This window comes from Pseudomonas sp. MSSRFD41 (genome assembly GCF_014230245.1).
GTDB lineage: Bacteria > Pseudomonadota > Gammaproteobacteria > Pseudomonadales > Pseudomonadaceae > Aquipseudomonas > Aquipseudomonas piscis.
The window spans coordinates 59097-84253 of record NZ_JACKZK010000025.1 but is presented as its reverse complement, the minus strand read 5'-3'; the positions used below and the strand labels follow the sequence as shown (position 1 = coordinate 84253).

General features: G+C 54.2%; 25 protein-coding genes. 21 read left to right on the top strand and 4 right to left on the bottom strand.

The genetic code is table 11. The annotated features are described in order from the left end of the window. The 8 genes from H7A76_RS26965 to H7A76_RS26930 all read left to right on the top strand — a co-directional run. Positions 1 to 125: paraquat-inducible protein A (locus tag H7A76_RS26965; protein ID WP_185701331.1), on the top strand; the 125-nt coding region annotated here is incomplete at its 5' end. Positions 126 to 234: 109 nt separating this feature from the next. Then, on the top strand, positions 235 to 603 hold the full coding sequence (locus H7A76_RS26960; protein WP_185701330.1) for a hypothetical protein: 369 nt from the start codon (positions 235 to 237) through the stop codon (positions 601 to 603). 216 nt (positions 604 to 819) lie between these two features. Then, positions 820 to 1515 (top strand): methyl-accepting chemotaxis protein, encoded by a 696-nt coding sequence (locus H7A76_RS26955; RefSeq protein ID WP_185701329.1) that lies wholly within the window; start codon positions 820 to 822, stop codon positions 1513 to 1515. Between the two features lie 13 nt (positions 1516 to 1528). Continuing rightward, a complete protein-coding gene (locus tag H7A76_RS26950) occupies positions 1529 to 2272 on the top strand; it encodes a TIGR03759 family integrating conjugative element protein (protein WP_185701328.1) in 744 nt (247 codons plus the stop codon). After that, positions 2257 to 2808, top strand: a complete 552-nt coding sequence (locus tag H7A76_RS26945; RefSeq protein ID WP_185701327.1) for a transglycosylase SLT domain-containing protein — start codon at positions 2257 to 2259, stop codon at positions 2806 to 2808. Before H7A76_RS26950 ends, H7A76_RS26945 begins: the two co-directional genes overlap by 16 nt. Next, positions 2805 to 3311, top strand: a complete 507-nt coding sequence (locus tag H7A76_RS26940; RefSeq protein WP_185701326.1) for an integrating conjugative element protein — start codon at positions 2805 to 2807, stop codon at positions 3309 to 3311. Before H7A76_RS26945 ends, H7A76_RS26940 begins: the two co-directional genes overlap by 4 nt. Positions 3312 to 3562: 251 nt before the next feature. Further along, complete coding sequence (gene traD, locus H7A76_RS26935) at positions 3563 to 5776, top strand: type IV conjugative transfer system coupling protein TraD (RefSeq protein WP_185701325.1); 2214 nt, start codon at positions 3563 to 3565, stop codon at positions 5774 to 5776. A 3-nt stretch (positions 5777 to 5779) separates the two neighbouring features. Beyond that, positions 5780 to 6529: a TIGR03747 family integrating conjugative element membrane protein gene (locus H7A76_RS26930; protein ID WP_185701324.1), complete on the top strand. Its 750-nt coding sequence runs from the start codon at positions 5780 to 5782 to the stop codon at positions 6527 to 6529. 174 nt (positions 6530 to 6703) lie between these two features. Here H7A76_RS26930 and H7A76_RS26925 read toward each other — a convergent pair whose 3' ends face one another. The 4 genes from H7A76_RS26925 to H7A76_RS26910 all read right to left on the bottom strand — a co-directional run bounded on the left by H7A76_RS26925 (position 6704) and on the right by H7A76_RS26910 (position 11600). Then, positions 6704 to 7069 (bottom strand): histone-like nucleoid-structuring protein, MvaT/MvaU family, encoded by a 366-nt coding sequence (locus H7A76_RS26925; protein ID WP_185701323.1) that lies wholly within the window; start codon positions 7067 to 7069, stop codon positions 6704 to 6706. 958 nt (positions 7070 to 8027) lie between these two features. Continuing rightward, positions 8028 to 8648 carry a TetR/AcrR family transcriptional regulator gene (locus H7A76_RS26920; protein ID WP_185701322.1) on the bottom strand — a complete coding sequence of 207 codons (621 nt, stop codon included), beginning with the start codon at positions 8646 to 8648 and terminating at the stop codon, positions 8028 to 8030. A gap of 596 nt (positions 8649 to 9244) precedes the next feature. Further along, the gene (locus H7A76_RS26915) at positions 9245 to 9787 is read right to left on the bottom strand and encodes a hypothetical protein (protein ID WP_185701321.1); all 543 of its coding nucleotides are present in this window, start codon (positions 9785 to 9787) and stop codon (positions 9245 to 9247) included. A 370-nt stretch (positions 9788 to 10157) separates the two neighbouring features. Further along, entirely contained in the window at positions 10158 to 11600 is a 1443-nt protein-coding gene (locus H7A76_RS26910) for a TolC family outer membrane protein (RefSeq protein ID WP_185701320.1), read from the bottom strand. 340 nt (positions 11601 to 11940) lie between these two features. On the opposite strand from H7A76_RS26910, the gene H7A76_RS26905 reads away from it, so the two are divergent. From H7A76_RS26905 to H7A76_RS26845, 13 genes are all read left to right on the top strand, one after another. Further along, a complete protein-coding gene (locus H7A76_RS26905) occupies positions 11941 to 13032 on the top strand; it encodes an efflux RND transporter periplasmic adaptor subunit (RefSeq protein WP_185701319.1) in 1092 nt (363 codons plus the stop codon). Next, positions 13029 to 16118, top strand: a complete 3090-nt coding sequence (locus H7A76_RS26900; protein WP_185701318.1) for an efflux RND transporter permease subunit — start codon at positions 13029 to 13031, stop codon at positions 16116 to 16118. The genes H7A76_RS26905 and H7A76_RS26900 overlap by 4 nt, the downstream gene beginning before the upstream one ends. 395 nt (positions 16119 to 16513) lie before the next feature. Beyond that, positions 16514 to 16825: an RAQPRD family integrative conjugative element protein gene (locus tag H7A76_RS26895; RefSeq protein WP_185701317.1), complete on the top strand. Its 312-nt coding sequence runs from the start codon at positions 16514 to 16516 to the stop codon at positions 16823 to 16825. Between the two features lie 2 nt (positions 16826 to 16827). Next, the gene (locus H7A76_RS26890; protein ID WP_409519209.1) at positions 16828 to 17061 is read left to right on the top strand and encodes a TIGR03758 family integrating conjugative element protein; all 234 of its coding nucleotides are present in this window, start codon (positions 16828 to 16830) and stop codon (positions 17059 to 17061) included. A 14-nt stretch (positions 17062 to 17075) separates the two neighbouring features. Next, the gene (locus tag H7A76_RS26885; RefSeq protein ID WP_185701315.1) at positions 17076 to 17414 is read left to right on the top strand and encodes a TIGR03745 family integrating conjugative element membrane protein; all 339 of its coding nucleotides are present in this window, start codon (positions 17076 to 17078) and stop codon (positions 17412 to 17414) included. A gap of 10 nt (positions 17415 to 17424) precedes the next feature. Continuing rightward, complete coding sequence (locus H7A76_RS26880; RefSeq protein ID WP_185701314.1) at positions 17425 to 17799, top strand: TIGR03750 family conjugal transfer protein; 375 nt, start codon at positions 17425 to 17427, stop codon at positions 17797 to 17799. An 11-nt stretch (positions 17800 to 17810) separates the two neighbouring features. Then, positions 17811 to 18455 (top strand): PFL_4703 family integrating conjugative element protein, encoded by a 645-nt coding sequence (locus H7A76_RS26875; protein WP_185701313.1) that lies wholly within the window; start codon positions 17811 to 17813, stop codon positions 18453 to 18455. Continuing rightward, a complete protein-coding gene (locus H7A76_RS26870) occupies positions 18452 to 19363 on the top strand; it encodes a TIGR03749 family integrating conjugative element protein (protein WP_185701312.1) in 912 nt (303 codons plus the stop codon). The genes H7A76_RS26875 and H7A76_RS26870 overlap by 4 nt, the downstream gene beginning before the upstream one ends. Further along, complete coding sequence (locus H7A76_RS26865) at positions 19347 to 20843, top strand: TIGR03752 family integrating conjugative element protein (RefSeq protein ID WP_185701311.1); 1497 nt, start codon at positions 19347 to 19349, stop codon at positions 20841 to 20843. Before H7A76_RS26870 ends, H7A76_RS26865 begins: the two co-directional genes overlap by 17 nt. Then, on the top strand, positions 20821 to 21258 hold the full coding sequence (locus H7A76_RS26860) for a TIGR03751 family conjugal transfer lipoprotein (RefSeq protein WP_185701310.1): 438 nt from the start codon (positions 20821 to 20823) through the stop codon (positions 21256 to 21258). Before H7A76_RS26865 ends, H7A76_RS26860 begins: the two co-directional genes overlap by 23 nt. Position 21259: 1 nt before the next feature. Beyond that, positions 21260 to 24184, top strand: coding sequence for a conjugative transfer ATPase (locus tag H7A76_RS26855; RefSeq protein ID WP_185701309.1), 2925 nt, complete (start codon positions 21260 to 21262; stop codon positions 24182 to 24184). Continuing rightward, entirely contained in the window at positions 24181 to 24486 is a 306-nt protein-coding gene (locus H7A76_RS26850) for a hypothetical protein (protein WP_185701308.1), read from the top strand. The genes H7A76_RS26855 and H7A76_RS26850 overlap by 4 nt, the downstream gene beginning before the upstream one ends. After that, positions 24483 to 25139: a thioredoxin domain-containing protein gene (locus tag H7A76_RS26845; RefSeq protein WP_185701307.1), complete on the top strand. Its 657-nt coding sequence runs from the start codon at positions 24483 to 24485 to the stop codon at positions 25137 to 25139. Before H7A76_RS26850 ends, H7A76_RS26845 begins: the two co-directional genes overlap by 4 nt. Positions 25140 to 25157 lie beyond the last annotated feature (18 nt).

The following is a 25157-nucleotide window of genomic DNA, read 5'->3' as shown; positions in this document are numbered from 1 at the left end:
ACATCGCCGACCTGAGCCTGGGCATCGGCCTGGGTTGCTTCGTCGCCCTGCTGCTGACGCAGGTCTGGCTGGAAATGAGCATGTCACCGCACCAAGTTTGGGAAGCTTTAGCCGAGCACGAATAATCCAACAGCATAAGAGCTTGAGATTTTAAAAAAAATTATTGAACACTATAAGTCGAGATAGCTCCCTCTATGGCAAATTTCGAGCAAACAATCAAACAGGGTTAGCTGTATGGAGCAGTGGCAGAGAGATGAAATACAAGAGCAAATCCAAAAACTTCAAATAATTGCAAAATACCAACTATCCGATATAAAAAAGATAGAAGAACCCCTGATGAAACTACAGGAAATCTGGCCTATCTTAGTAATTATAATTTCAGCTTTTGCTGCTGCATTTTCTTTTCATACAAGAACATATTGGTACTGGCCAATGCTTGGCACAATAGCCACAGGACTTCTATACATTGACTTAGCCATAGAGGAAAAAATAGTAAAAAAAGAAGTTGAATTAAGAAAAACGATTAAAAGCATTACCAAACTGGAAGCTAAATTTTCTGAATACAGAAAACAGACCACCCCGATAATAAAATCCAAAATTTAGCAGCCAGCCATACATACCAATAAATGATCACTGCACCCTGCATTTATTTAAATCGCACTACAAAAGTAAAAGACCCATTCTTATCCTGCGCCTATTTCGTTCATCCATAAGCACAAAAGCATCCATGAGGGAAAATGTAAGCCTACGAACTAATCATTTTCTAAAGCGCTGAATCAGCTTTTCGGCGAGGGTGTTCTCAGCTTCGAGAGGACTCCCATGAAACTGCGCCTGACAAAGAAAACACTGCTCACCAGCCTGGGCGCCATCGCCCTACTCACAGCCTTAGGCGTTCAACAGTACCAGCTCTCACTATTGCGAGGCTCGCTGGAAGGCACTGCGGAGAAAGCCAAGCTCGATGCGCTGCTCTCGAGAATGAGTAAAAGTGATGATCGCCTGGACGCTATCGCGGGTAAACCTTTAGTCACGCAAGAAGACTTCTCTGCAGCACAGAAAGCGATCTCAAACCGGGTCGACGTTGCTCAAGACTACGCAAAGCGTGCACACGACCTTGCCATTGATGTTGCCCATTCAGCTGCAAACTCCAGCGAGCTTCTGGTGATCAAGGCCGATGTGGAGTCATTGAGTGGAGCAGTCCAACGACTGAGCAAGCCTGAGAAACCATCCGCGGCACCCACCCCATCCAAGCCTGCTAGGCCCAAACCGGCCGCTAAAGCCAAGGCACCTCCCGCGCCACCTGAGCCCCCTCCCTTCCAGATGTTTGGCATCGAGTACAGGGGGGGAGAGAGGTTCCTATCTATCGCGCCTTCAGGAAGTACACGGCTGAGCCAGATCTACCTGGTTCGACCTGGAGACGTTGTTGCGGGAACTCAATGGCGGCTGAAGGCGCTCAACGAAACAACTGCGACATTCGACGCATCCGGATCAACAAAAACATTGAGCCTTCAGCCATAGGAATTAACTACTCATGAATCTAAAGATTCTCTGCACCCTCACCTGCTACCTGATCCCCACGGCTTACGCCGCAGCAGCACCGGTATCTGCAGGCCAGGCATCACAGCTCCACTTCACCGCCGAAGGCGAATCATCACAGAGAAGACTCCAAGACAAGGCAGCAAATGAATGGGGGATTTCCACCCAAGAGTACCAGCGGTACCAGGATGTGATGCAGGGGCCGCGGGGGGTGTACTCGCCGGGGCTGGACCCATTGACTGCTCTGGGTATCGAAGCACGCTCTGATGAGGAGCGCCGGCGCTATGCGGAGCTGCAAGTCAAGACCGAAAGGCAGCGTGTAGAAAAAGAGTTGTCGTATCAGCGCGCATACGATGAAGCGTACAGGAGACTCTACCCAGGCGAGAAAGCGATCGAGATCTCCTCCGCAACCCTGACCAATCCAACAGCAAACAGCTCACCGTTGCTGCAGGGAGACGGTCGCCTGGCGATCTTCGTGAAAGATAACTGCGTTGCGTGCATCGACGAAGTGAAGAAGCTACAAGCATCGCAGGTACCTTTCGATCTCTACTTCGTCGGCAGCCAGGGCGATGACGAGCGCATCCGACGATGGGCAATTCTCGCTGGCGTCGACCCGGTCAACGTCAAGAGCCGACGAATCACCCTCAACCATGACCAAGGTCGCTGGCTCGGCCTTGGCCTGGGTGGTGAACTCCCGGCGGCAGTAAAACAGGTGAATGGACAATGGCGCCGTCAGTAATGAGGACCTGCTGGATCCTGGTGCTGCTGTGCAGCCAGGCAATGGCCGCTGAGGATCCTCCACCAGCTTACAAGGCGATTGCGATCACCCACGGAGTACCAGCCGTGGTGCTGTATTCCGTTGCGCTGCAAGAGAGCGGTACCAAACTTCGAGGACAGATTGTGCCTTGGCCTTGGACGCTGAATGTGGCCGGTACCGGCTACCGATTCGCTACCAGGATCGATGCATGCAGGGCGCTGAATATTGCTATCGCAACTGCTGGTCCGTCGAGAGTCGACGTCGGCCTTGGTCAGACGAACATCCACGCTAACGGCCATCGCTACAGCTCCCCCTGCGAAGGGCTCGACCCTTACAAGAACCTGAATGTCACCGCAGAGATTCTGGCTGAACACAAAGCCAAGGGTGGCAACTGGTTTGATGCGGCGGGTCGCTACCACCGCCCTGCCGGTGGCGCGCCTGCATCCAAATACAGAGCAGATTTCGCTCGGCACCTAAGCCGTGTCACAGGCATAAACTTCTTGGTGAACAATCAATGACGAGTTTTCTGAGGGCAGCTCCGGTCCTGCTTGCAATGCTTACAGCCGGCACGGTGCAAGCCAGTTCCAAACTCATAGTTGTCCAGGACCACGGTGGAGTTTCAGCCCTGCCCTACTACCAGGACCTCAACGTGGTACCAGAGTCGGGTCCCCCACCACTCAAAGGACTCCTAAGCGGTGGGGCCTATCCCGTCAAAACTCCAGAGATGACGCCAGGGGCGGTAGTAGGCAGGACAATCAATGCCCCTGGCCTGCAACCGCTTTTTCTCCTCGGTGACGACCCGATGTCACGGGCATGGCTGACACAGCACCTACAGCAGCTGCAGCAACTGCAAGCAGTGGGGCTAGTCGTCAACGTCACCTCCGCCGCTCGGATCGAGGAGATCAGGCGTTTGGCGCCCGGGTTGCAACTTGAGCCGACACCCGCAAGCGATATCGCCAACCGGCTAGGGCTGAAGCACTACCCGGTACTGATCACCTCAACAATCATTCGACAGCAGTAAGAGGTGGTGCATGCCGGGACCGTCAGCAGTCTTCACGGTAGTCATCAGCCATCCCCTGAGTCGCCCCGGCCGAGAAGAGCTGATTGACCAGATCAAACATGTGAGCGAGCTGTACGGGGGCAAGGTCACTGGCGTTTCACAGATCAACGAACACGCATTTGCACTCCGGCTGGCCGAACGGTTACCCGATGAAGACGTTGAACATGCCCGTAGAGAAGCAACAGCGTTCACGCCTAACAAGAGGAACGAACATGACCACCTATACACTTGAATCACTTCTACGCACTCCGGTGGAGCTGTTCACCACGGCTGTCTGCTACGTTGCGGCGGCACTCTGCGTTCAAGCTCCATGGGCATTCGCGTTGACCCCGCTGTTCGGAATAGTCGCAGCACTGGGCTTCACCTACCTGGGCACAGTTCGATTACTGCAGGCACGCAGGGTGCTGCGTTACCAGGCCAACCTTAGGCGACTTCCCCATTACACAATGACTAGCGCCGAAATGCCGATCAGCAACGAGCGTCTATTCATCGGCAGGGGATTTCGCTGGACGCAAAAACACACCCAACGCTTAGCTGATACCTACCTGCCCCAATACTCCAGATACGTCGAACCGACCAGGCTGTATGAGAGGGCGCGCTGGCTGGAAGAGTGCCTGGAGTTTGCCCCCTTCCCTCTGAAGGCGGTCACGAAGGTCACCAGCTGGGACTCCAGCTTGAATCCCGCCCGGCCTCTTCCACCCGTGGGAGGTCTACCGAGGTTGCATGGGATAGAGCCAGATGAGCAGAACGTCAGCCTGCCACTCGGCGAGCGGGTTGGACACACTCTGGTGCTGGGAACCACCCGCGTCGGGAAGACACGACTGGCTGAGGTTTTCATCACGCAAGATATTCGCCGAACACATCGCCGTGGATCACCACGACGCATGGGCAGAAGAAGCCAAACCCCACATCGCTGGAGCCGGCGTGGGCGAACAGAACAACGACCTGATCATGAGGTCGTGATTGTCTTCGACCCCAAGGGCGACGCTGATCTGCTCAAGCGCATGTACGTCGAGTGCAAGCGAGCTGGGCGTCTCGATGAGTTTTACGTGTTCCACCTGGGGTGGCCCGATATCTCCGCACGCTACAACGCTATTGGTCGCTTCGGCCGGATAAGCGAGGTCGCAACCCGTGTCGCCGGCCAGCTGTCTGGAGAAGGCAACTCAGCGGCGTTCAGAGAGTTCGCATGGCGGTTCGTCAACATCATCGCTCAGTCGCTGGTCGCCCTAGGTCGGCGCCCAGACTACGAGCAGATCCGCCGGCACGTGATCAACATCGACGAGCTGTTCATTGAGTACGCGCAAAAGTACTTCGCTGAACACGGTCCGAAGGCCTGGGAGACCATTGTTGCGCTGGAAGCGAAGATCGATCGCAAGAATCTCTCGTTCGCGATGAAAGACCGCTCGATGCGCGTGGTAGCCGTCGACATGTACTTGACCCAGAAACGCATCAACGACTCTGTGATGGATGGCCTGCGCAGCGCAGTGCGCTATGACAAGACCTACTTCGACAAGATCGTCGCATCCCTGCTGCCTCTCCTTGAGAAACTCACCACGGGTCGGATTGCAGAGTTACTCGCCCCGGACTACCTGGATCTTTCGGATCAGCGCCCCATTTTTGACTGGATGCAAGTCATCCGAAAACGTGCCGTTGTTTACATCGGCCTCGATGCACTCTCGGATACCGAAGTCGCCGCGGCCGTGGGCAACTCGATGTTCAGCGACCTGGTATCTGTTGCCGGCCACATCTACAAACACGGCATCGACGACGGACTGCCTGGAAACATGGCCGGGGGTAAGGTCCGCATCAACCTCCACGCAGATGAGTTCAACGAATTGATCGGGGACGAGTTTATCCCCATGGTAAACAAGGCTGGCGGCGCCGGTATGCAGGTCACTGCTTATACGCAAACCATGAGCGATATCGAAGCGAAGATTGGCTCGAAAGCCAAAGCCGGCCAGGTCATCGGTAACTTCAACAACCTGTTCATGCTACGTGTTCGAGAGACCGCGACGGCAGAACTTCTGACCAATCAGCTACCCAAGGTGCAGATCTACAACAGCACCCCGGCGAGCAGTACGAACGACTCACTTAATGGTAAGACAGCATTCACCTCGAGCTCACACGACCAATTGCAGGCGACGAGCGTGCCGATGATTGAGCCAGCTCATGTAGTTGGATTGCCTAAGGGGCAGGCTTTCGCGCTGCTCGAAGGTGGAAACCTCTGGAAGATCCGAATGCCGCTGCCGGCCAACGACCCCGACGATGTCATGCCAGGCAACCTGCAGGAACTCGCTGCCGGCATGCGGCAATCATCGGCTGGATCGGAATGGTGGGAAGCCCCGGGCTATCAAGAACTGAAAAGCGCACTGCCTGATGACCTGGTCGAAGACTTTCGCCAGGCCGCCACCGATGACGAGGAGTAGTGCATGGCAGATGACGTATCAAAGAAGGCTCAACAGCAACAGGAGCGACCAGAGTCGCTGATCAGCAAGATTTTCTGGTTCCCCTTCAACTTCCTCGGGGTGATGTTCGGTTCTCTCATAGTCGCGATCCTGGTCGACTGGGTATGCCTCTATTTTTTCTGGCCAGAAGCCGGCTGGAGGCATGGGCAGCAAATGCTAACAAATGAGCTCAGTTGGCTATCCCAGGGGCTGGTACACAGTGCCGTTGTGCAAGAACCCGGGCGCACAGCAACCTGGCTCGTTACAGGGGCCTATGACTGGCTGATCGTGAAGACTGGGATGCTCAGCTGGGTCCAGGGGATGGAGTCGATAGCGCATGCCGGCCCACGCAACGACCTGGACATTCGATACATGGCAGCACAAAGCGTCACGACGTTTCAGAACTATGCCCTTGCAGCGCTGTTCACCGTCCTGGTGTTCTGTGTTCGTCTCGTTGTGTTGTTGATGACCATACCGCTGTTCGCTATGGCCGCACTCACAGGCCTGGTCGACGGCCTGGTCCGACGAGACCTCCGCAAGTTCGGTGCCGGGCGCGAGTCCAGTTACCTCTACCACAAGGCGAGGGGGACGCTCATTCCACTGGCCATTCTACCGTGGACCTTCTACCTGGCGCTTCCGATCAGCATCAGCCCGCTTCTGGTCCTACTCCCTTGTGCGGCGCTGCTCGGCATCGCAGTGAGTATTACTGCTGCCAGCTTCAAGAAATATCTTTGAGGAATTACCATCGTCCTGACCTAATTCAGCTAATCGGTACCTCGGTCTCAAACCAGGCCTGGTGTCTCAACTCACCAGGTGAGCTTTTTTCTGAGACCTCTTAACGATCTGAACGAAGTAAGAGGTCGGAGAATGGCGTGCTCTTTACAGAATACGTTACACACAAATCCTAGATTACTGAGCCAACCAGGATTCGACAGTGTCGGAGCCATATTCATTTTTCCACTCTTTCAGGGTACGGTGATTACCACCTTTGGTTTGCACCACCTCACCATTGTGGGGGTTCTTGTAGACCTTTACTCGACGCGGTTTACGTACTGCAGCTTTCGGCTCATTAGTAGCGATACGACGAACAGAGTGCGGATCTAGCAGATTGATCACATCCTTCAGGCTAAAACCGTACTCGCCGAGCAAAGCGCGCAGCTTGTCCTCGAACTCCATTTCCTTTTTTAACCCAGAATCACTTTTCATGGATTCGAGCTCGGCCAGCTGGGCGGCCAATTGCTGTTCAAGTTTACGGTATTCGGCAAGACGAGACATGTGATAGCTTCCGTAAGTAGGTTGAGAAATCTATCTAAGCACAACATGGAGATTCCTGAAAGCGTTCGACAGCTTTATCTACATATATTTTCATCTCGACACCCAAAAACATGACCGAAACTAAAATTTCGTTAAACCAACTAAAATCCCGAATTAAAATTACTATCAATAACCCAGCAGAGAAAAATTTATAACTAGTTAATCACAACCAAAAATTCAGCACACGCATGACGCATGCCAATTTATCCCTACACACAAAACAATATATATTTAAAAAACATAGACACCAGACAACCAACCAACGCGAACAATATCAATAAATTATCATTGCGCACAACAACAAATTAAATACAAAACATATAGCCCCCCTTTGCAGCTAACTATAAAATTTAGTACCACCTCGAAAACAGCGTAAAAAAATTAATATACTTAACAATAATTCGCACAACTAATTTTCAAGAAATTTGGAGGTACCTGAATTCCGTTGATTCAACATGCGAAACACCCAAGCAGTGTGGGTAGCGCCTTACCTTCAAAAACGGACTTCTGCGCAAGAGTCTTGGGAGAGGTAGAACACCGTTAACCTTTGAGTAAAACATCGCCCAATATCTACAAGACTTTTGCATAGCTGGTTCAGGTATTAGAAGCCTCGATTGAGAGTCTGCCTTCTTACCCCCCCATGTCCATACTCCACTTTTCGACGGCTCTGCAGCGATTTGTGTGGCCCAAATCATGATCACTCTTTTATCGATTCTATTCCCATATAGGGAAAAGCCACTCATGGCTTCCTCCGAGCGAGCCATCTGCAGGTTACTGAAGGTGCTGATTAGCAGAACGCAGAGGATTAGCCATAACCAATCACCATATTGAGAATTTTTTTTAAAAAAAACGGAGTACTTCGTCTCGTTATTTGTTAAAAAAAAGCCCATCTTTGAAGGGCGTTTTAAGATGCTATCATTCACCATGATCCAAACCTACGTTGAAACTCAGGAGCAAAGATATAGGTTCGTACAAAATCACCGAGCGCCGCAGCTGCCTGATCTGTATCTGTACCCAAGCCTAAATTCATCTCTAACCATATACCGCTGAGCAATGAAAACAAGAGACTCGCCGATCCTTGCGGAGAAAGGCCAGAACGCACCCAGCCCTCAAGTTGACCATGGGCTAGAAGCTCACTCAGTTGCTTGCGCATTTGCTGCTCTAAATCAATCAGTTTGATCTGGCCATGACTCCGGGTTATTTCCAACCAACTATCCAAGCTGAGATCAAACTCCCCTGGGTTCAACTCTTGCGTTAGCTCCTCTGCACTGATGCTAGCTAAGCGATGCAAACCGTCCTTACTAAACAACTGCTGGGCCTGACAAAGGTAACGTTCGCACTCCTTTGCGATAACACCGTCAATGATTTCTCGTTTGTCGGAGAAATAGCGAAAGACAGCTCCAGCGCTCATATCCGCCTGTTGGCAGATATCTTCGGTGCGTGCGCCATGGAAGCCTTTTTTCTTGAAGACGCGGGTAGCCGCCAACAGAATCTGTTCGCGGCGTTGCTCATGCAGCTGTTCGTTGCGTGTACGGGCCATGAATAGCTCAACTCAATAATCGGACTGAATAGTCTCATAATCATTCATTACCATGCTTGCCGTCAACCACTAGGTCGCTTAGCTTGCTTCAGAACGGTGATCAGGTAGATAGGCGTCGAACGTGGTTTCCTCAAACCTCTTCCAGAGCCAGTAGAAGCAATAGAGGCACTGAAAGACGCCGTAACTCCAGCATAAAAGGCCCTCTTCAACATGGGCGAAACTGCATAGCACTATGCAAAGCGCGCGCGACAGTGCAACAGACATATCCCACACCCATAAATTTTTATCTATCAATTACGGCGAATGAGACGCTCAACCGCAGTCAAACAATAGGTCAACAAGAAAGTTACCTACCAAGGTACCATCCATTAAATAAATAGCTGTACAAGGAGAGTTCTATAAAATAAAACCCCACCTAATCTAGAAAAACAAGAGCTCGCCTCCAATTTACACTTTCATGTATTAAATCGCTGTTTTCCGCACTACTTACCCCTATAAATACTTGTTAAATTAACTGAAGACACCTGAGCATCTAGCGATAGAGATTTTTCCGATTTAATTTAATATAAACTTTAAACTCAAGCAGACAGAATCCATCACATTAAAAACGATACGCCGGTCAAAAGAAGCCCAGCAATTAATAATATCGTGGTTACCCGCGCCTTTACTCTGAGCGCTGGTTGATCTTCGATAGTCTTACTGATAGTAAAATAAAGCTTTCCAAGTATTTTCCTTTCATTAAGTCCTTCATGGTTAAAAATTTCATCAATTGCAGTGACTGCGCTAGGAAATGGATTATGCAAAAGTGGTGCTGCATCAAAAGCGCTTTGCTGTAGGGCTCTCGCAGAAAGTAATGCTGATGCAATCAAAGCACTTAGTGCTGCGATAGAAACTACAGCCACTTGTAATGTGACAAGATTAGACACTTCACTCGAACTCAGCCGAAGAATTGCACCATACAAAGTTATTACGCCAGCAAGGGCACCAAGTGACAAGGTAAACATGAGCCGTAGATAGACTGTTGCGAGGTGTCTAGATGCGGCGACTTGCTCTAAGTAAATCTTAACCAATATCTCTACGGTTAACCGGCGGGCCTCGAATGCAAGCCGGCGCTCGTCATGAGGTAGGAGATTTTGCACTTGAAGTCCCTCGGCATGATGCACTGCATCGATTAGTAATATTTGGCATTTATTTCAGCGCCATCGCCCTAATAATGTTCAAGCAAGGAATTTACTGAACAGCCTCCACCAACCAAACTTAATAAGATGTAAAATCTAGTTCAACGAGCGGTAGGCAAATAACAAGTCTAGTTAAAGATTCTCCCAACAAGCCGCCCAATGAGCAAGGTATGAAAGCAGAGAGGACTTTTTTCAGGTGCCAATCTCTCTAGAGCCAAGGATTTGCTTTTCATTGACGCTTGCTTGTTATATGCGACTTCTCCCTAGCGTTCGAACTGTCGGTACACCTTCAGCAAATTCGACCATGAAAAGAGCGTCGCCTCCTTGGCACTTAGGGCCTGCGCTCGAAATTTTTTCGCGACGCTGCCACCAAGTCCGGTGGCAGGAAGTCCTTGTCCGGGTTGTAGTCGGCCTTCAGGTACCGCCCCAGGTCTTGCAGGTCCTGCGGGCTGAGGGAGCCGGCGGCCTGCTTCAGGCGCAGGTTGTCGAGGATGTAGTCGTAGCGGCTGTTGTTGTAGTTGCGCACCGAGCTGTACAGCTGGCGCTGGGCGTCGAGCACGTCGACGATGTTGCGCGTACCCACCTGGTAGCCGATTTCCGTGGCGTCCACGGCGCTCTGGTTGGAGATGATCGACTGGCGCCGGGCCTGGACCTGCTCGACGTCGGTGTTCACCGCCCGGTGCAGGTTGCGGGTGTTCTCCACCACCTGGCGGCGCAGGGATTCGCGTTGCTGCTCGGACTGGCTCAGGCGCGAATAGGACTCGCGGACCTGGGAGCTGGTCAGGCCGCCGCTGTAGATCGGGATGTTCAGTTGCAGGCCGATGGAGCGCTGCTCGACGTCGCCGTGATAGGGCGGGGCGATAGGGTTCGGGTTGGGGTTGCTGAAGCCCAGGGCGTCGTTGTCACCCTTCTTGTACTGCACCACCGCGTCCAGGGTCGGGGCGTGGCCGGCCTTGCGCTGCTTGAGGGTTTCCTCGGCGGCGCTGACCGCGTAGTTGCTGGCCAGCAGGTTGAGGTTCTGCTTGGCGGCGGTGTCGACCCAGGCCTTGGCGTCGTTCGGGGTCGGCGTCAGTACCGGCAGGGTATGGACGATGCCCTGGATCGCATGGTATTCGCGGTTGGTCAGGGTAATCAGGGCCTCGAAGGCATCTTCCACCTGGCGCTGGGCGACGATCCGGTTGGCCCGGGCGGTGTCGTAGCTGGCCTGGGATTGCAGCACGTCGGTCTTGTCCGACAGGCCCACGTCGAAGCGCTCGTTGGACTGGTCGAGCTGGCGCTTGAACGCGGCTTCCTCGGCCTTGGTCGAGGCCAGGTTGTCCTGGGCGCGCAGTACCGCGAAGTAGGTCTCGGCGCTTTGCAGGATCAGGTTCTGCTCGGTGGCCGAGAGTTGCAGGGCGGCCTGCTCGTTGACGTCCTTGGCGGCCTGCAGCTGGAACCAGCGGTCGGCGCGGAACAGCGGTTGGGCCAGGGTCGCCCGATAGACATTGCCACTGCGGGTAGAGGTCATCGACGGTTCGTCGAATTTGGTGCGGGTGTTGTTCATGTCCGCGCCGGCCGACAGGTTCGGCAGCAGCCCGGCCCGGGCCTGGGGCACGATTTCTTTCTGGGCGCCGTATTGGGCGCGGGCGGCGGCCAGGTCGGCGTTGTTGTCCACCGCTTCCTGGTAGACGCTGACCAGGTCGGTCTTGGTGACGGACAAAGGCGCTTCGGCTGCCCATGCCATTCCATTGGACGCACAAGACATGGCAACAGCCAGTGAGAGTTTGCGCAGCATAGGGCAGTCCTTGATCAGATTTACGCAGGGTGACTTGGGGTATCGATTAATTGAGCAGTTTAGGGTTTTCCATAGCCAGCACTATTTGAGAGCTGGGGCGCTACTCTCTTAAGAGTCTATACAGACTAAGTGTCCTTACGGGGTCTGATCATGCTTACGGCGAGCATGCAAAAATTCGAACCGTGGTCAGTGTACTCCCGCCGCTTGCGCACGATGCAAATGCCTAGTTCTTTATTTTTATAACACAAGATATGCTAATACCTAACTCATGATGCGGCAATGATCTAAGTGACGGTCACTGCTTTTGGTACCAAATTCATTTCGGTAGAGGACAGTTGACATGACACTGCTGAAGACAGTAATGGCATGCGGTTTTATTGGCGGTGTGGGTCTGATTCTTGTCGGGTGTCGAGAGGAGATGCGGCATGAGGAGCCACCCCGCCCCGTTCGCACTGTCATCGCGAAGGCTGCCAGCCTTGGTGAGGAGGTGGCTCAAACGGGAGAAGTGCAGGCGCAGATCATGACCGATCTCGGTTTTCGCATTGGAGGGCGTGTTGCCTCTCGAATGGCTGAGGTTGGCATGAGCGTAGCGAAGGGGCAGATCCTGGCGACACTTGACCCTAACGATGTGCAGAATGAGGTCCGTGGTGCTGAAGCGGAACTGGTGAGCGCCGAGGCTACCGAGCAACTCTCACGGTCACAGCTCAATCAGCAGCGGACGCTCTTTGCCAAGCAGTTCGTGGCTCGCGCCCGTGTCGAGGAAGCCGAGGCCAACTGGCGCGCAGCGAATGCAAGACTAAACGTGGCGAAGACCAGGGTGCTTACGGTCCGCGACAAACTATCGTACACAGAGCTTCATGCGCCGGCCGCTGCCATTGTCAGCGCGGTAGCGGTCAATGCCGGGCAGGTCGTCGAGGCCGGCCAGGTAGCGATTAAGCTCGCATCGACCAGTGAGCGGGTCGCTGTCTTCAATATCTCCGAACGGCTTTATACCTCGGTTCCGTCTGATGTGAAGGTTGAGGTGGCACTTATTTCTGATCCGTCAATCAAGGTCATCGGATCGATTCGCGATGCGAGCCCTACTGCTGATATGGCCACACGTACCTATCGTGTCCGCGTAGCCCTGCCGGATGCGCCACCCACCATGACGCTTGGGGCTACTGTAACCGGACGCCTTGCCTTGAGTGGTAAGCCCCTGGTCCTTCTGCCAGCCTCTGCATTAACCAGCGTCGATGGTAATCCTGCCGTGTATGTTGTTCAGCCGACCACGCACGAGCTGGTGCGCAAGCCGGTCGTTGTTGCGCGCTATACGGTTGAGCAAGCAATCATTGAGTCCGGGCTTACCGAAGGCGATGCCGTCGTGACCGCAGGGGTGAGTAAATTAAGGCCCGGGCAAAAAGTCGCATATGACGCGGGGCAGGTGAGCCAATGAGTTTAAAGCCAGAAGACACCAAAAAGCAGGCCGGTTTCAATCTTTCGGCCTGGTCGATCGGTCAAAAGCCCCTGATGTTTTTCCTGATGCTCATCACGCTGGTAGGCGGAATGATGAGCTATGAGAAGCTGAGTCGGAACGAAGATCCCGCATTCACCATAAAGACGATGGTAGTGGCCGCTCGCTGGCCTGGTGCGAATATCGAGGACACGACGAATCTGCTGACTGACCGACTGGAGAAGAAATTAGAAGAGATTCCCTATCTTGATCGGCTCGACAGTTACACCCGCCCAGGTGAAACCGTCATCATGGTCAATCTGCGAGATGACGCTCCGTCCCGCATCGTTCCTGACGCTTGGTATCAGGTTCGCAAGAAAATGGCGGATATCGGCGCGACGCTTCCCAGCGGCGTTCAAGGGCCTTTTTTCGACGATGAGTTTGGCGATACCTATGGCCAGATTTTCGGCTTTATCGGCGAAGGTTTCTCGGATCGTGAATTGCGTGACTACCTGGAGGGTGTGCGCGCAGAGCTCCTGCGGCTTCCCAGCATTGGCAAGGTACAACTCATAGGGGTGCAAGAGGAGCAGATTGTCATCGAGTTTTCGCCTGGCAGGCTTGCTGCCTTCGGCCTTGACGAGGAAGCGGTTTTGCGGGCGCTCAGGGCGCAAAACGCTGTCATTCCATCGGGAACGGTGCGTTTACCCGATGACAAGATCGCACTGCGCGTCAGTGGGGGCTTTGCATCCGAGGAGAGTTTGCGCAGTGTGACCTTGCGAGCAAACAACCGATTTGTTCCGCTTACCGAACTAGCCGATATCCGGCGGATCCCGTCCGACCCGCCAGCGCCGTTGTTCCGGGTGAACGGTGAAAAAGCACTTGGCCTCGCGGTCTCAATGGCGACGGGAGGCAACCTGCTCGAATTTGGGGAAGCAGTACGGGCACGCATGAATGATGTCCGCACGGCCCTTCCCTACGGTATCGAAATGGTCCAGGTGGCCGATCAGTCCACGGTCGTGAAGCAGGCAGTCAATGGTTTTCTGACGGTACTGGCAGAAGCTGTGGCGATCGTGCTGGCTGTGTCATTTCTCTCCCTCGGTGTCCGGGCAGGACTGGTGGTCAGCATTTCGATTCCATTCGTTCTGGCCCTGACATTTATTGGAATGGAGCTGACGGGGATCGGGCTTCAGCGCATCTCTCTGGGGGCACTGATCATCGCCCTAGGCCTGCTTGTCGATGATGCGATGATCACCGTCGAGGCCATGGTGGGGAAGTTGGAGGAAGGCTGGAGCCTCCCGCGGGCGGCAAGCTTTGCCTACGAGTCAACGGCGTTTCCAATGTTGACGGGTACGCTCGTCATGATTGCAGGATTTATTCCGGTCGGCTTTGCGGCTTCCAGTGCGGGGGAGTACTGCTATTCGATGTTCATGGTGGTGTTGATATCCCTCTCGGCATCCTGGGTGGTGGCAGTCTTGTTCTCTCCACTGCTTGGCACCATGATTTTACCCAAGGCGCTACCACATCATGGCCATGGAAATGGTCGATTCATGCGCGCTTATGAGCGAGCTTTGGGTTGGGTGCTGGAGCATCGGGCGAAAACACTCTGCGCTGCAATCATGGCCTTTGTCGCCTCACTCGGCGCTGCAAGCTATCTTGAGCAGCAATTTTTTCCTCCGTCAGATAGACCGGAACTCCTGGTCAGCCTGACTCTGCCGCAAAACGCCTCCCTTGAGGCGACGGAGCGCCAGGCGTCGAAACTTGAGAAGCTGCTCAAGGCTGATCCTGATGTCGAACGTTTCTCTACCTACATTGGTTCAGGTGCGATTCGTTTTTACCTGCCGATGGAGGTTCTGCTCCAGAATGAAAACATCACTCAAACCGTGGTGATCGCGAAAGGTGTAAAAGAGCGAGACGCCGTTCAGGCCAGGCTCGCAGAGGCCTTCAAAACAGAGTTTTCTGGACTTATTGCACGTGCGACACCACTTGAACTCGGCCCTCCGGTGGGTTGGCCGCTCAAGTACCGTGTCACAGGCCCGAATCAGGCCCAGGTGCGCGACATTGCATCGCGCCTCGCCAGCATTCTTTCTGCCAACACCGATACCCGCGAGGTTCATCTTCTATCAGGTGAGCCACAACGGAGTGTGCAGGTCAAAATCGACCAGACCCAGGCGCGGGCACTAGGCCTATCCTCTGAGGATGTCGCCAGTGCCTTGGCGACGATTTTCTCTGGCTCTGCTGTAACCACCGTACGTGATAAAGATCGACTCGTGGATGTAGTCGTTCGTGCACAGGCAGGGGAGCGGACCGATCTGGCCACCCTGGCAAATTTGCAGATACGAAAAGATCAAGATCACTCTATTCCCTTGAGTCAAATTGCCGAACTCAACTATGGCGTCGAAGACCCTATCATCTGGCGGCGACAGCGTTTGCCGCTGATCACGGTTCAAGGTGATGTTCGTGAAGGGCTCGAGGCAGCGACCGTGGTGCAGGCACTTGCACCGGCCGTGGCTGAATTTGCTGCACAATTGCCCAGGGGTTACAAGGTCAATACAGGTGGCGCAGTAGAGGAGGCTGCGAAGGGAAGTGCATCACTCCTCGCCGTTCTGCCGATCACAGCGTTGGTGATGTGCATTTTGTTGATGGTGCAGTTGCGTAGTTTCTCCCGAATGTTCCTGGCGCTCGCCATGGCTCCATTCGGCCTGATTGGCGTGGTCATGGCGATGCTGCCAACGGGTACGCCTATGGGGTTTGTCGCGCAGCTCGGGGTTATTGCGCTTGTCGGTATGATCGTTCGTAACGCAGTGATCTTAATCGAAGAGGTCGACATCAATATAAATAACGGCCAGTCGCCAGGTGAAGCTATCACGCATGCCGCCATTCATAGGGCGCGTCCTATCGTGTTGACCGCATGTGCGGCAATCCTCGGCATGATACCCATTGCTCCGCAGATCTTCTGGGGGCCTATGGCTTATGCGGTAATCGGAGGCCTTGCTGTTGCAACGATCATAACGTTGACCGTTTTACCCAGTGCATTGATGCTCTTGCTGCAATGGGAAGGCCGTGATGTTCCCCTCGCGGAGAGGTTCTAGAGGCGCTATGAGACATAATCTTGAAGCAGTCACATCAGTGGGCACATTCACAGTTGCTCTGAACTGCTCCTGAGTCGTAAGCACCTCCAACCTATGCTTTAAACATAGGGGAAGTCCATAAAAACTGGACTTCCCCCTATCAAGCCGAGCACCGAAAACCCGTTAATACGTTGAGAAGACAAGCGTAAACGTCCTAGACGGGCCATAACCTTCGGCAGTGGTAACACATTCATAAATTAGGAAATGACTGGGCACTGCAAAAATGAAAGGGTCCTGGTTAACCATTTCTTGAGGCGCTCCACAAACCTCTAGCGGCATGCTTTGGCAACAGTCTTGCCAGAGTCTCGCCACCCGTGAACCGCCATCTACTTTCGACATCTACACGCCGCTCATCGATGACAGCGCTGGCCATGATCGTTGCTTGCTGCATTGCAGTCAGCCCGGTGGTCGAAGCCGCTACAGCATCTGAGCAAACCAACATCGAAGTCATGGTCAGGCAGCTCAATGCCCTTGAGGACTCTGCGCGGCGTAGTAGCGCCATCGCAGGTGAACCAGGGCAACGCTACTACTTCGACTATGACCGCCTGGCGGCAGACATCCAGCGGATCCGCCAAGGCCTCCAGGCTTATCTCACCCCGAGTCGTGCTCAGCCTCGAGATGCCGCAGACCTCTCCGGTCAGTACACCACCGGAGGGAAGAGGCAATGAGCATGAGCTCTGCACAATCCGCCGCCTTCAACGCAGCAAGTGGAGCGACCGCCCAGGCTAGTACCAACCTAATCGTCGGGACAGTGATGACCGTCGCAATGCTCTGGGCGGCATGGGCGCTGTACAGCATCTACCGTGGCTGGGCCACCAAAAATATCGATCGTTCAATCGCCAGTTCATCTGCCATCCGAGTGCTGCTGCTTCTGATGGTCCTGTCCTTCATCGTTCTCAGTTGATCAAAGGAGCAATCATGCCCACCCCCAAAATTCACCTAATCGCATTGCTTGCCGCTGCATCTGTCATCCAGGCAGCGAACGCGGCCCTGCCTCAGGCACAGGCTCCCTCCCGCGGCGAAGGGAAGAATTGGTTACAGACATTTCAAAACTACGGTTATGACGCATTCATGCTGCTGGGTCTGATAGCTCTTGGCACCATGATCATCGGGGTAGCTGTGCATGCCTTCGGGGTGTACCACGACATCCATGAAGGTAAGAAGAAGTGGCGGGATCTCGGCTCGACCGCTGTCGTTGGCGTCTGCCTGGTTGGCATCGCAATCTTCATGGTCACCAAGGCCACCAGCATTCTTTGAGTGAGCGCCCATGGCTGACGACAACCACGACGACAGAACCCTCCAGTTCCTACCCAATAACCTGAACCGACAGCCCGTAATCATGGGTGGACTTACCGCAGACGAGATGTGGGCAATGATTTCCGTCAGCGGTGCCGTTGGGTTTGTCCTTGGTGTGCCGGCGTCGATCCTCTTCGGAAACTGGTCGCTGATCATTGCTGGAGCATTGGTCGGAGGAGTGCTCGGGTTGTCCGTCGCAAGCAGGATCATTCGCCGCATGAAACGAGGACGCCCAGACACTTGGTTTTATCGTCACATACAAGTGGCCATTGCCCAAGCTCACCTTCCATTCGGCAACAGCAGCCTGATCACGCGATCAGGTGCATGGACCTGCCGCCGTGACTAAAAGGAACCTCCATGAGTTTTCGTAAAAAAGTGAACGCTCAAGAGGCGCACATCCTTAGTCTGCGCATTGCGCTGCTTTTGATGACGATAATTGCCGCCTATATGGCCTACGGCTGGAAAACTGCGCCTAGTGATCTGACCATCCACGTCCCGCCAGATCTGCGTAGTGGCAGCACTCGAAAGTGGTGGGACGTCCCTCCTGAGAGCGTCTACGCCTTCGGCTTCTACATTTTTCAGCAGATGCAGAGATGGCCGCGCGACGGTGAGGAAGACTATTTAGCGAATATCAGCAGACTGGACGGCTACCTGACCCCGAGTTGCCGTGACTATCTGAAAAAAGACTACGAGCTAAGGCTGAATGCTGGAGAACTCCGAAAACGCGAACGCAGCGTGTCGGAGATTCCTGGACGTGGGATCAACGATCAGAGCGGTGAACACACCAGCGTCAAGAGTATAAACGACTGGATTGTTAATCTCGATCTGATCGCTGACGAATCGGTTGCTGGGGAACGGGTTAAGCGGGCACTTGCAAGATACCCTCTACACATCATTCGATCTGATACCGACCCCGAGAAAAACCCGTTTGGCCTCTTGTGGAACTGCTACGCGGACGATCCTCAACGCATCGAAGTCTCCCCGGCAGGAGATAAACCATGAACCTACGTCTGCGGTTAGGTCTGTGGTTAGCTGGCACTGCTCTCCTGGTAACGACCAGCGCGCAGGCGGTTGAGATCATGCAGTGGGAGCGTATACCTCTTGCCGTTCCCCTCCACGTTGGTGAGGAAAGGATCGTGTTTGTCGACCAAAACGTTCGCGTCGGCATCCCTCCAAGCATCGCCGGCAGCCTTCGTGTACAAAGCGTTGGCGGGGCAATCTACTTTCGAGCAAGCGAAGAAATTCCGCCTACACGGCTCCAACTGCAAAATGTCGCTACGGGCGAAATCATGCTCGTAGACATTGCGGCAACGGCGCCTAAACCTGGCCAAGCCTCACTTGAGCCAGCAAAGATTATCGCGGGTGACAGCATTGCTACGGCGCGTTATGGCCAAACCTCCAAAACAAGCACTCCTGGTTCAGCTCGAGCTCAAACACCTTCCCCCGATGAGGAGGAGGCAGAGGAAGAGCCTCGTCATGAGACACCTTCTCCCGTCGCGCTAACACGATATGCGGCCCAAATGCTGTATGCACCTCTGCGCACTGTTGAGCCAGTAGCCGGAATCCAGCCGGTACGGGTGGATCGTAAAATGGATCTGAGCACTTTGCTTCCAACTCTGCCTGTTGAAGCTGTGGCCATAGGAGCCTGGCAGCTCGACAACACATTTGTGACGGCAATCAAGCTGCGCAACTTGAGCCCCCAACAACTGACCCTAAATCCAAGGGACCTCCTAGGCAGCTTTGCAACAGCCACATACCAGCACCCCTACCTCGGCCCCCGGGGAAACCCTTCTGATACCACAACTCTGTACCTGGTCACCCAGGGCAAAGGGCTCAAACATTCGTTGCTTCCAAGTTCGGTAAACCAGATTGATCCGAAGATGGGGGGTGAACGTGAGCATTCAAAGTAATCCCCTCCTGAAGTGGCTTGCAGTGCCCTTTCTTGTCTTCGCTGTGGTGATGTTCTTTACCGCAACGAAGAAGGGTCAGGTGGATCACCAGGAAAACAACGTCGTGGCCATCGGTTCCGGTGAAGCACAAAAACTAGGTGTGGATGGCGACACACCAGGTGACACGCTTCGGACCGTAGTCACAGAAAGCAAGGAGCTTCGGAAACAGGTGGCTGATCTGCTAAAGATCAACAACGATCAGAAGTCTCAGAACGAGGAGCTTCAGAAGCAGTTGAAGGACATGGACTCAAAAGTTGAGAGCCGTCTAGACAATGCGAAAAAAGAACTACAGGACGAGGTTCAGAACAAGAGCCAGGGCCTGATCGACTCTCTGCAAACTCAACTCAACAACCTCAGCAACCAACCTAACGCAACTGGGGGCGACCTTCCAATTGGGTTTGGTGTGCAGCCAGGTGACGGCAAAGGCTTCGAACAGTCTCCTACGACGAAGGACGGCCTTGTCTGGATTGAACCACGCGATGCCACTGCTGTGGATGCGAACGGTAAGCCCCTGCCCCTCGGTTCTAGTCAAGCTGCAAGCGGGTTCAACTTTCCTACCAGTTTCGGCCCGGCAGCCAACAGAGGCCAGAATGCACTGGAACAGATCGATCAAGGCCTGCGTCCTGGAAATCAACAGGTCGACCGTGAAACCAGGAAGTTTGTGCGCAAGACCTACACCTTACCCCAGAACTCCACGCTGATGGGATCAGTGGCCATGTCTGCCCTGATCGGCCGGGTGCCTATTGATGGAACCGTCAACGACCCGTTTCCTTTCAAGATCCTGATTGGCCCAGACAACCTGACTGCGAATGGCATCGAGCTCTCCAACGTAGCTGGTGCAGTCGCAACGGGCACCGCCAGTGGCGACTGGACACTCTCATGTGTAAGAGGGCAGATCCGCAGCCTGACGTTTGTCTTCAACGACGGCACAGTCAGAACCTTCCCGGCGCCGGCTGAAGACGCAGACGGCAACCAGAACAACAACCAGGCCAGCAGTACAGATGGGAAGACCATTCAGGGTGGCCTGGGCTGGATCAGCGACTCCTACGGCATTCCATGTATTTCGGGCGATCGGCGCTCCAACGCGGCCGAATATTTGACTAATCAGTCGCTTGTTACTGCCGCCGGTGCCGGCGTTGCGAAGCTGCTTAAAGCCGACGAGCGCAATAACACAACGATGTTCACCGGCAACGGCACCTCTTTCGGCACCACCGGCTCATCCGGAAATTCGGCGATCGGATCGATCTTGTCCGGAGGGGTCAGTGATATCCGATCCTGGATGAACAAGCTCTACGGCGAGGCATTCGCTGCTGTGTATGTACAGCCTGGCGCGAAGGTCGCCGTTCACCTCGATCAGCAACTGGCGATCGACTATGAACTGAAGGGTCGCAAAGTCGACTACCACTCCGGAGCGAATAATGTCCCAGCCGCGCTCGATTAATGCTCTCCCACTTGCAGTCATGGCAATTGCTCTCCTTGCAGGTTGCACAACAAACAAAGACAAGCTGCTCCCGCACGGAGAAGAAACCATGATGGATGTTTGGCAACAGGGAGCCCCAGGAGGGGCAAGCAGCTCAAGCAGCCGACAATTGCTCGATGCACGGTTACAACTGCGACGTCCCCTCGATGAGCAGCAGATGACGAATCAGCGCGCCACAGCAGACGACTTTGTACGCAACGCTCAGAACGAGATCTACAGCCAATTTAAACGCCTGCCGAATCCTGACCTGGTCATGTACGTGTTCCCGCATCTTGCTGGATCTGACCCCGTGCCTGTTCCCGGATACACCACCGTTTTTCCGCTCTATCAGCGTGTGCAGTACGCAATGCCAGGCGAGCGGACAGAGGACTACTGAGATGGGATTCTTCGAGCGCCTGCGCGACAAACTCAACCTCTCGGCTAGGTCTGACGAACAACTCACAAATGAACCTGTTCACCTTGATCTCGAACAAGCCCGGGAGCGCTACCTGGAGCGCCTGCAGGCGCTGGGAATCCCAACTCCAAGTGAAGGTTCGCAACCGGCAAAAAAGAGCGATGTAGCGAAGCTCTACGAAGTTGCTCCGTCGATTGTGGACCTATTGCCCTGGGTCGAATACTTGCCTGAGGAGCAGGCCATGCTGCTCGAGGACGGGGTATCGCGCGCGGCTTTCTTTGAGCTTGTACCGATCGGGACCGAGGGTCGAGAAGCCGAATGGCTACATCTTGCCAGGGACGCACTTGAAAATGCTCTGCAGGACAGCTTGGATGAGCTGGAAAGCTCGCCCTGGGTACTACAACTCTATGCTCAAGACGAAACACGCTGGGACGAATACCGGGAAAATTTGAACCAATACGTGCATCCTCGAGTGCAAGGGAGCGAGTTCACCAAGCTCTACCTGGCCCTCTTTCAGCGTCACCTGGACGCGATTTCGAAACCTGGTGGACTTTTCGAAGATACGACAGTCAGCAAATTGCCATGGCGTGGTCAGAACAGGAAGGTTCGCCTGGTCGTGTACCGGCGGGTGAAGAAACAGGATCTCAACGTGCGAGGCCAAGATCCTGGCTCCTACCTGAAACTGATCTGCGAGCGACTCATCGGCGCCCTGGCAAACGCCGGCGTCGTTGCAAAACGCCTAGACGAAACGGGAATCCAAAATTGGCTGATCCGGTGGTTCAATCCATACCCCGATCATCTAGGCGACAGTGACCAGGACATTCGCCGGTTCTACGAACAAGTATGTGAGCCGCCCCGTGACCTCGAGGCCGGTGAGCTTCCTCTAGCCAGTGGCACTGATTTTTCGCAGAACCTTTTTTTCAGAGAGCCGCTGTCAGACGTCGATAGAGGCCTGTGGGTTTTCGATGGCAGACCCCATCGCGTAGTGATGCTCGACCGGTTGAAGAACCCGCCTAAGACCGGTCATCTAACGGGTGAAATTAGACAAGCAGATGCGCTCAACGCCCTGTTTGACCGTCTACCTGAGAACACAACACTTTGCATCACCATGGTGCCGACACCCCAGGACCTTCTCGAGGGGCACCTCGAGCAGCTGTCAAAGAAAGCCGTTGGTGATACACAGGCCTCCCTGCACACGCGGCAAGACGTTGAAACTGCTCGCACCATCCTTGGTCGCAAGCACAAACTTTATCGCGCCAGCGTGGCCTTCTTTCTGAGCGGCAAAGACAGGGCAGAGCTGGATCAGCGATCAACCCAGCTCTGCAACGTACTGCAAGCTGCCGGCATGCATCCTGTGATGCCGCAAGATGAAGTCGCACCTCTGAATAGCTATCTGCGCTGGTTGCCTTGCAACTTCGATCCGAACGAACGTCGAGCCATGGATTGGTACGTCCAGCTGATGTTCGTTCAGCACATTGCGAATCTGGCCCCCATCTGGGGGCGCTCGACAGGAACCGGCCACCCAGGATTCACATTTTTCAACCGCGGCGGTGCGCCTCTTACCTTCGATCCCTTCAACCGGCTTGACCGGCAAATGAACGCCCATGGCTTTATTTTCGGCCCAACCGGATCCGGTAAATCCGCGTCCCTGACAAACGTGATCTGCCAGATGCTTGCGATTTACGGCCCGAGGATGTACGTCGCCGAGGCCGGTAACAGCTTCGGCTTACTGGCAGAGTTCGCACAAAACTTGGGGCTGTCAGTGCATCGAGTGCGCCTTGCGCCGGGCTCCGGCGTGAGTCTTGCCCCGTTCGCAGATGCCATCAAACTGGTCCAGACCCCCAACTTGGTCAAAGTCCTCGATGCGGACGACATCGAAGCCTCCGACGCCACTTCCCAGCGCGCAGAAATGGAAGATGAGCAGCGAGACATCCTCGGCGAAATGGAGATCATTGCCCGTTTGATGATCACTGGCGGCGAGGAAAAAGAAGATGAACGCATGACCAGGGCCGACCGAAGTGCCATCCGACAAGCCATTCTGGCCGCTGCCAATACCTGCCTGAGGGCGGAGCGCGTGGTGTTGACCCAGGACGTGCGTGACGCCCTTTACGAGGCCTCTCGTAACGAAGGCACTTCAGAAACTAGGCGAAACCGGCTATCGGAAATGGCCGAGGCGATGGACATGTTCACCATGGGTGCAGACGGTGAGATGTTCAACCGCGAAGGCACACCCTGGCCTGAAGCGGACCTGACTGTCGTTGATTTCGCAACCTACGCTCGCGAAGGCTATGCGGCCCAGCTTGCGATCGCCTACATCTCAATGCTCAACACAGTGAACAACATCGCCGAACGCGATCAGTACAAAGGGCGCCCGATCGTCAAAATCACTGACGAAGGCCACATCATCACTAAGCACCCCCTGCTGCTCCCTTACGCCATGAAGATCACGAAAATGTGGCGAAAGCTCGGTGCTTGGTTCTGGCTAGCAACACAAAACATCGATGACATCCCAGCCTCCGGTGCCCCTATGCTCAACATGATTGAGTGGTGGATGTGCCTCAATATGCCGCCCGATGAGGTCGAGAAAATTGCAAATTTCCGCGAGCTCACGTCAGCACAGAAAAAAATGATCCTTTCTGCAAGTAAGGAGAGCGGGAAATTCACCGAAGGTGTGCTTCTAGGCAAAGGCAAAGAGTTCCTGTTTCGTGTAGTACCACCGAGCCTATATCTCGCCCTGGCCATGACCGAAAGTGAAGAAAAGGCCCAGCGCTTCAAGATCATGCAGGAGCTGGGATGCGATGAGCTTCATGCAGCACTTCAAGTAGCCGCGGATCTCGATCGGCAGCGCGGTATCGCATCGTTCCCCATCAAATTCCCTGAAAACAAGGCCATGGAGCACCAGGCATGAGAGTCCTCAATACCTTGACCCAGAATTTAATCGAGAGCCTGACCCAGCTGCTTAAAAGCCCGGGCGAGGATGCCCTGCAGGCGCTAGAGGTGTGTGCCCCTGTACTGATCGAAGAGCTGCAACAGATCAAAAGTAATGCTCTTGATCGTCGCGAAGTGATGCCACAGATTCAGTCAGCACTGAACGAGTGGTTACAGCGACACCCACAACAGGAAGAAACCGTTAAGGACCTTCTAGCGGCCCTGGAACGACAAAAGTTACTGGCCAAGACCTCTAAGGCCACCGAGGAACCTAAGACATGAGCGCAAAGCGTACGGACAGAGTACTTTTTGCGATGATCGTGGCCATCGCATTAATCATGTTTATCGCGATTCCTGTGGTGTACCTGTCGAAAAGCAAATCACCAGGTGGCTCGAACAAGGGGCAAGAGAGTTCCTGGCTCTATGGTAAACCGGATGCCAGGTGGACCATCACCGAGTATGCCGACCTCGAGTGTCCGTACTGTAGGACTTACACCTCACAACTCATGCAGTGGATCGATGGGCAAACAGACGTCAACCTCGTCTGGCACCATTTTCCACTGCAGATGCATGGAGCTGCAGCGCTGAAAGAGGCGCGCCTGGTGCAATGTGCCGGCAAACTTGGAGGGGGTAAGGCATTCTGGAATGCGATTGAGCAGGTTCTGCAGCACACGCGGGGCGATGGCCAAGGACTGGTCACGCCTATTGTCCTGTCGGGTGTTGACACAGCAGTGCTTGATCGTTGTGCGGCTCTCGATACAGAGGTCGCTCAAGAGGTCGATCGGCAACTGCAGTTGGCACAGCAGGCTGGAGTAGCAGCAACACCGACAATAGAGATTACTGATACCCAAACAGGACGTTCTGTCCGACTTGAAGGCCCTGTTGACGAAGTATCGATACTTTCGGCAATGGATAGGCTGACTATTCAGTACTAAAAGCTAAGGTTCTCTGTT

What these genes read in the sequence shown, in the direction of transcription:
- H7A76_RS26960 (WP_185701330.1), top strand. Translation starts at nt 235, where the DNA reads ATGGAGCAGTGGCAGAGAGATGAAATACAAGAGCAAATCCAAAAACTT.
- H7A76_RS26955 (WP_185701329.1), top strand. Translation starts at nt 820, where the DNA reads ATGAAACTGCGCCTGACAAAGAAAACACTGCTCACCAGCCTGGGCGCC.
- H7A76_RS26950 (WP_185701328.1), top strand. Translation starts at nt 1,529, where the DNA reads ATGAATCTAAAGATTCTCTGCACCCTCACCTGCTACCTGATCCCCACG.
- H7A76_RS26945 (WP_185701327.1), top strand. Translation starts at nt 2,257, where the DNA reads ATGGCGCCGTCAGTAATGAGGACCTGCTGGATCCTGGTGCTGCTGTGC.
- H7A76_RS26940 (WP_185701326.1), top strand. Translation starts at nt 2,805, where the DNA reads ATGACGAGTTTTCTGAGGGCAGCTCCGGTCCTGCTTGCAATGCTTACA.
- traD (WP_185701325.1), top strand. Translation starts at nt 3,563, where the DNA reads ATGACCACCTATACACTTGAATCACTTCTACGCACTCCGGTGGAGCTG.
- H7A76_RS26930 (WP_185701324.1), top strand. Translation starts at nt 5,780, where the DNA reads ATGGCAGATGACGTATCAAAGAAGGCTCAACAGCAACAGGAGCGACCA.
- H7A76_RS26925 (WP_185701323.1), bottom strand. Translation starts at nt 7,069, where the DNA reads ATGTCTCGTCTTGCCGAATACCGTAAACTTGAACAGCAATTGGCCGCC.
- H7A76_RS26920 (WP_185701322.1), bottom strand. Translation starts at nt 8,648, where the DNA reads ATGGCCCGTACACGCAACGAACAGCTGCATGAGCAACGCCGCGAACAG.
- H7A76_RS26910 (WP_185701320.1), bottom strand. Translation starts at nt 11,600, where the DNA reads ATGCTGCGCAAACTCTCACTGGCTGTTGCCATGTCTTGTGCGTCCAAT.
- H7A76_RS26905 (WP_185701319.1), top strand. Translation starts at nt 11,941, where the DNA reads ATGACACTGCTGAAGACAGTAATGGCATGCGGTTTTATTGGCGGTGTG.
- H7A76_RS26900 (WP_185701318.1), top strand. Translation starts at nt 13,029, where the DNA reads ATGAGTTTAAAGCCAGAAGACACCAAAAAGCAGGCCGGTTTCAATCTT.
- H7A76_RS26895 (WP_185701317.1), top strand. Translation starts at nt 16,514, where the DNA reads ATGACAGCGCTGGCCATGATCGTTGCTTGCTGCATTGCAGTCAGCCCG.
- H7A76_RS26890 (WP_409519209.1), top strand. Translation starts at nt 16,828, where the DNA reads ATGAGCTCTGCACAATCCGCCGCCTTCAACGCAGCAAGTGGAGCGACC.
- H7A76_RS26885 (WP_185701315.1), top strand. Translation starts at nt 17,076, where the DNA reads ATGCCCACCCCCAAAATTCACCTAATCGCATTGCTTGCCGCTGCATCT.
- H7A76_RS26880 (WP_185701314.1), top strand. Translation starts at nt 17,425, where the DNA reads ATGGCTGACGACAACCACGACGACAGAACCCTCCAGTTCCTACCCAAT.
- H7A76_RS26875 (WP_185701313.1), top strand. Translation starts at nt 17,811, where the DNA reads ATGAGTTTTCGTAAAAAAGTGAACGCTCAAGAGGCGCACATCCTTAGT.
- H7A76_RS26870 (WP_185701312.1), top strand. Translation starts at nt 18,452, where the DNA reads ATGAACCTACGTCTGCGGTTAGGTCTGTGGTTAGCTGGCACTGCTCTC.
- H7A76_RS26860 (WP_185701310.1), top strand. Translation starts at nt 20,821, where the DNA reads ATGTCCCAGCCGCGCTCGATTAATGCTCTCCCACTTGCAGTCATGGCA.
- H7A76_RS26855 (WP_185701309.1), top strand. Translation starts at nt 21,260, where the DNA reads ATGGGATTCTTCGAGCGCCTGCGCGACAAACTCAACCTCTCGGCTAGG.
- H7A76_RS26850 (WP_185701308.1), top strand. Translation starts at nt 24,181, where the DNA reads ATGAGAGTCCTCAATACCTTGACCCAGAATTTAATCGAGAGCCTGACC.
- H7A76_RS26845 (WP_185701307.1), top strand. Translation starts at nt 24,483, where the DNA reads ATGAGCGCAAAGCGTACGGACAGAGTACTTTTTGCGATGATCGTGGCC.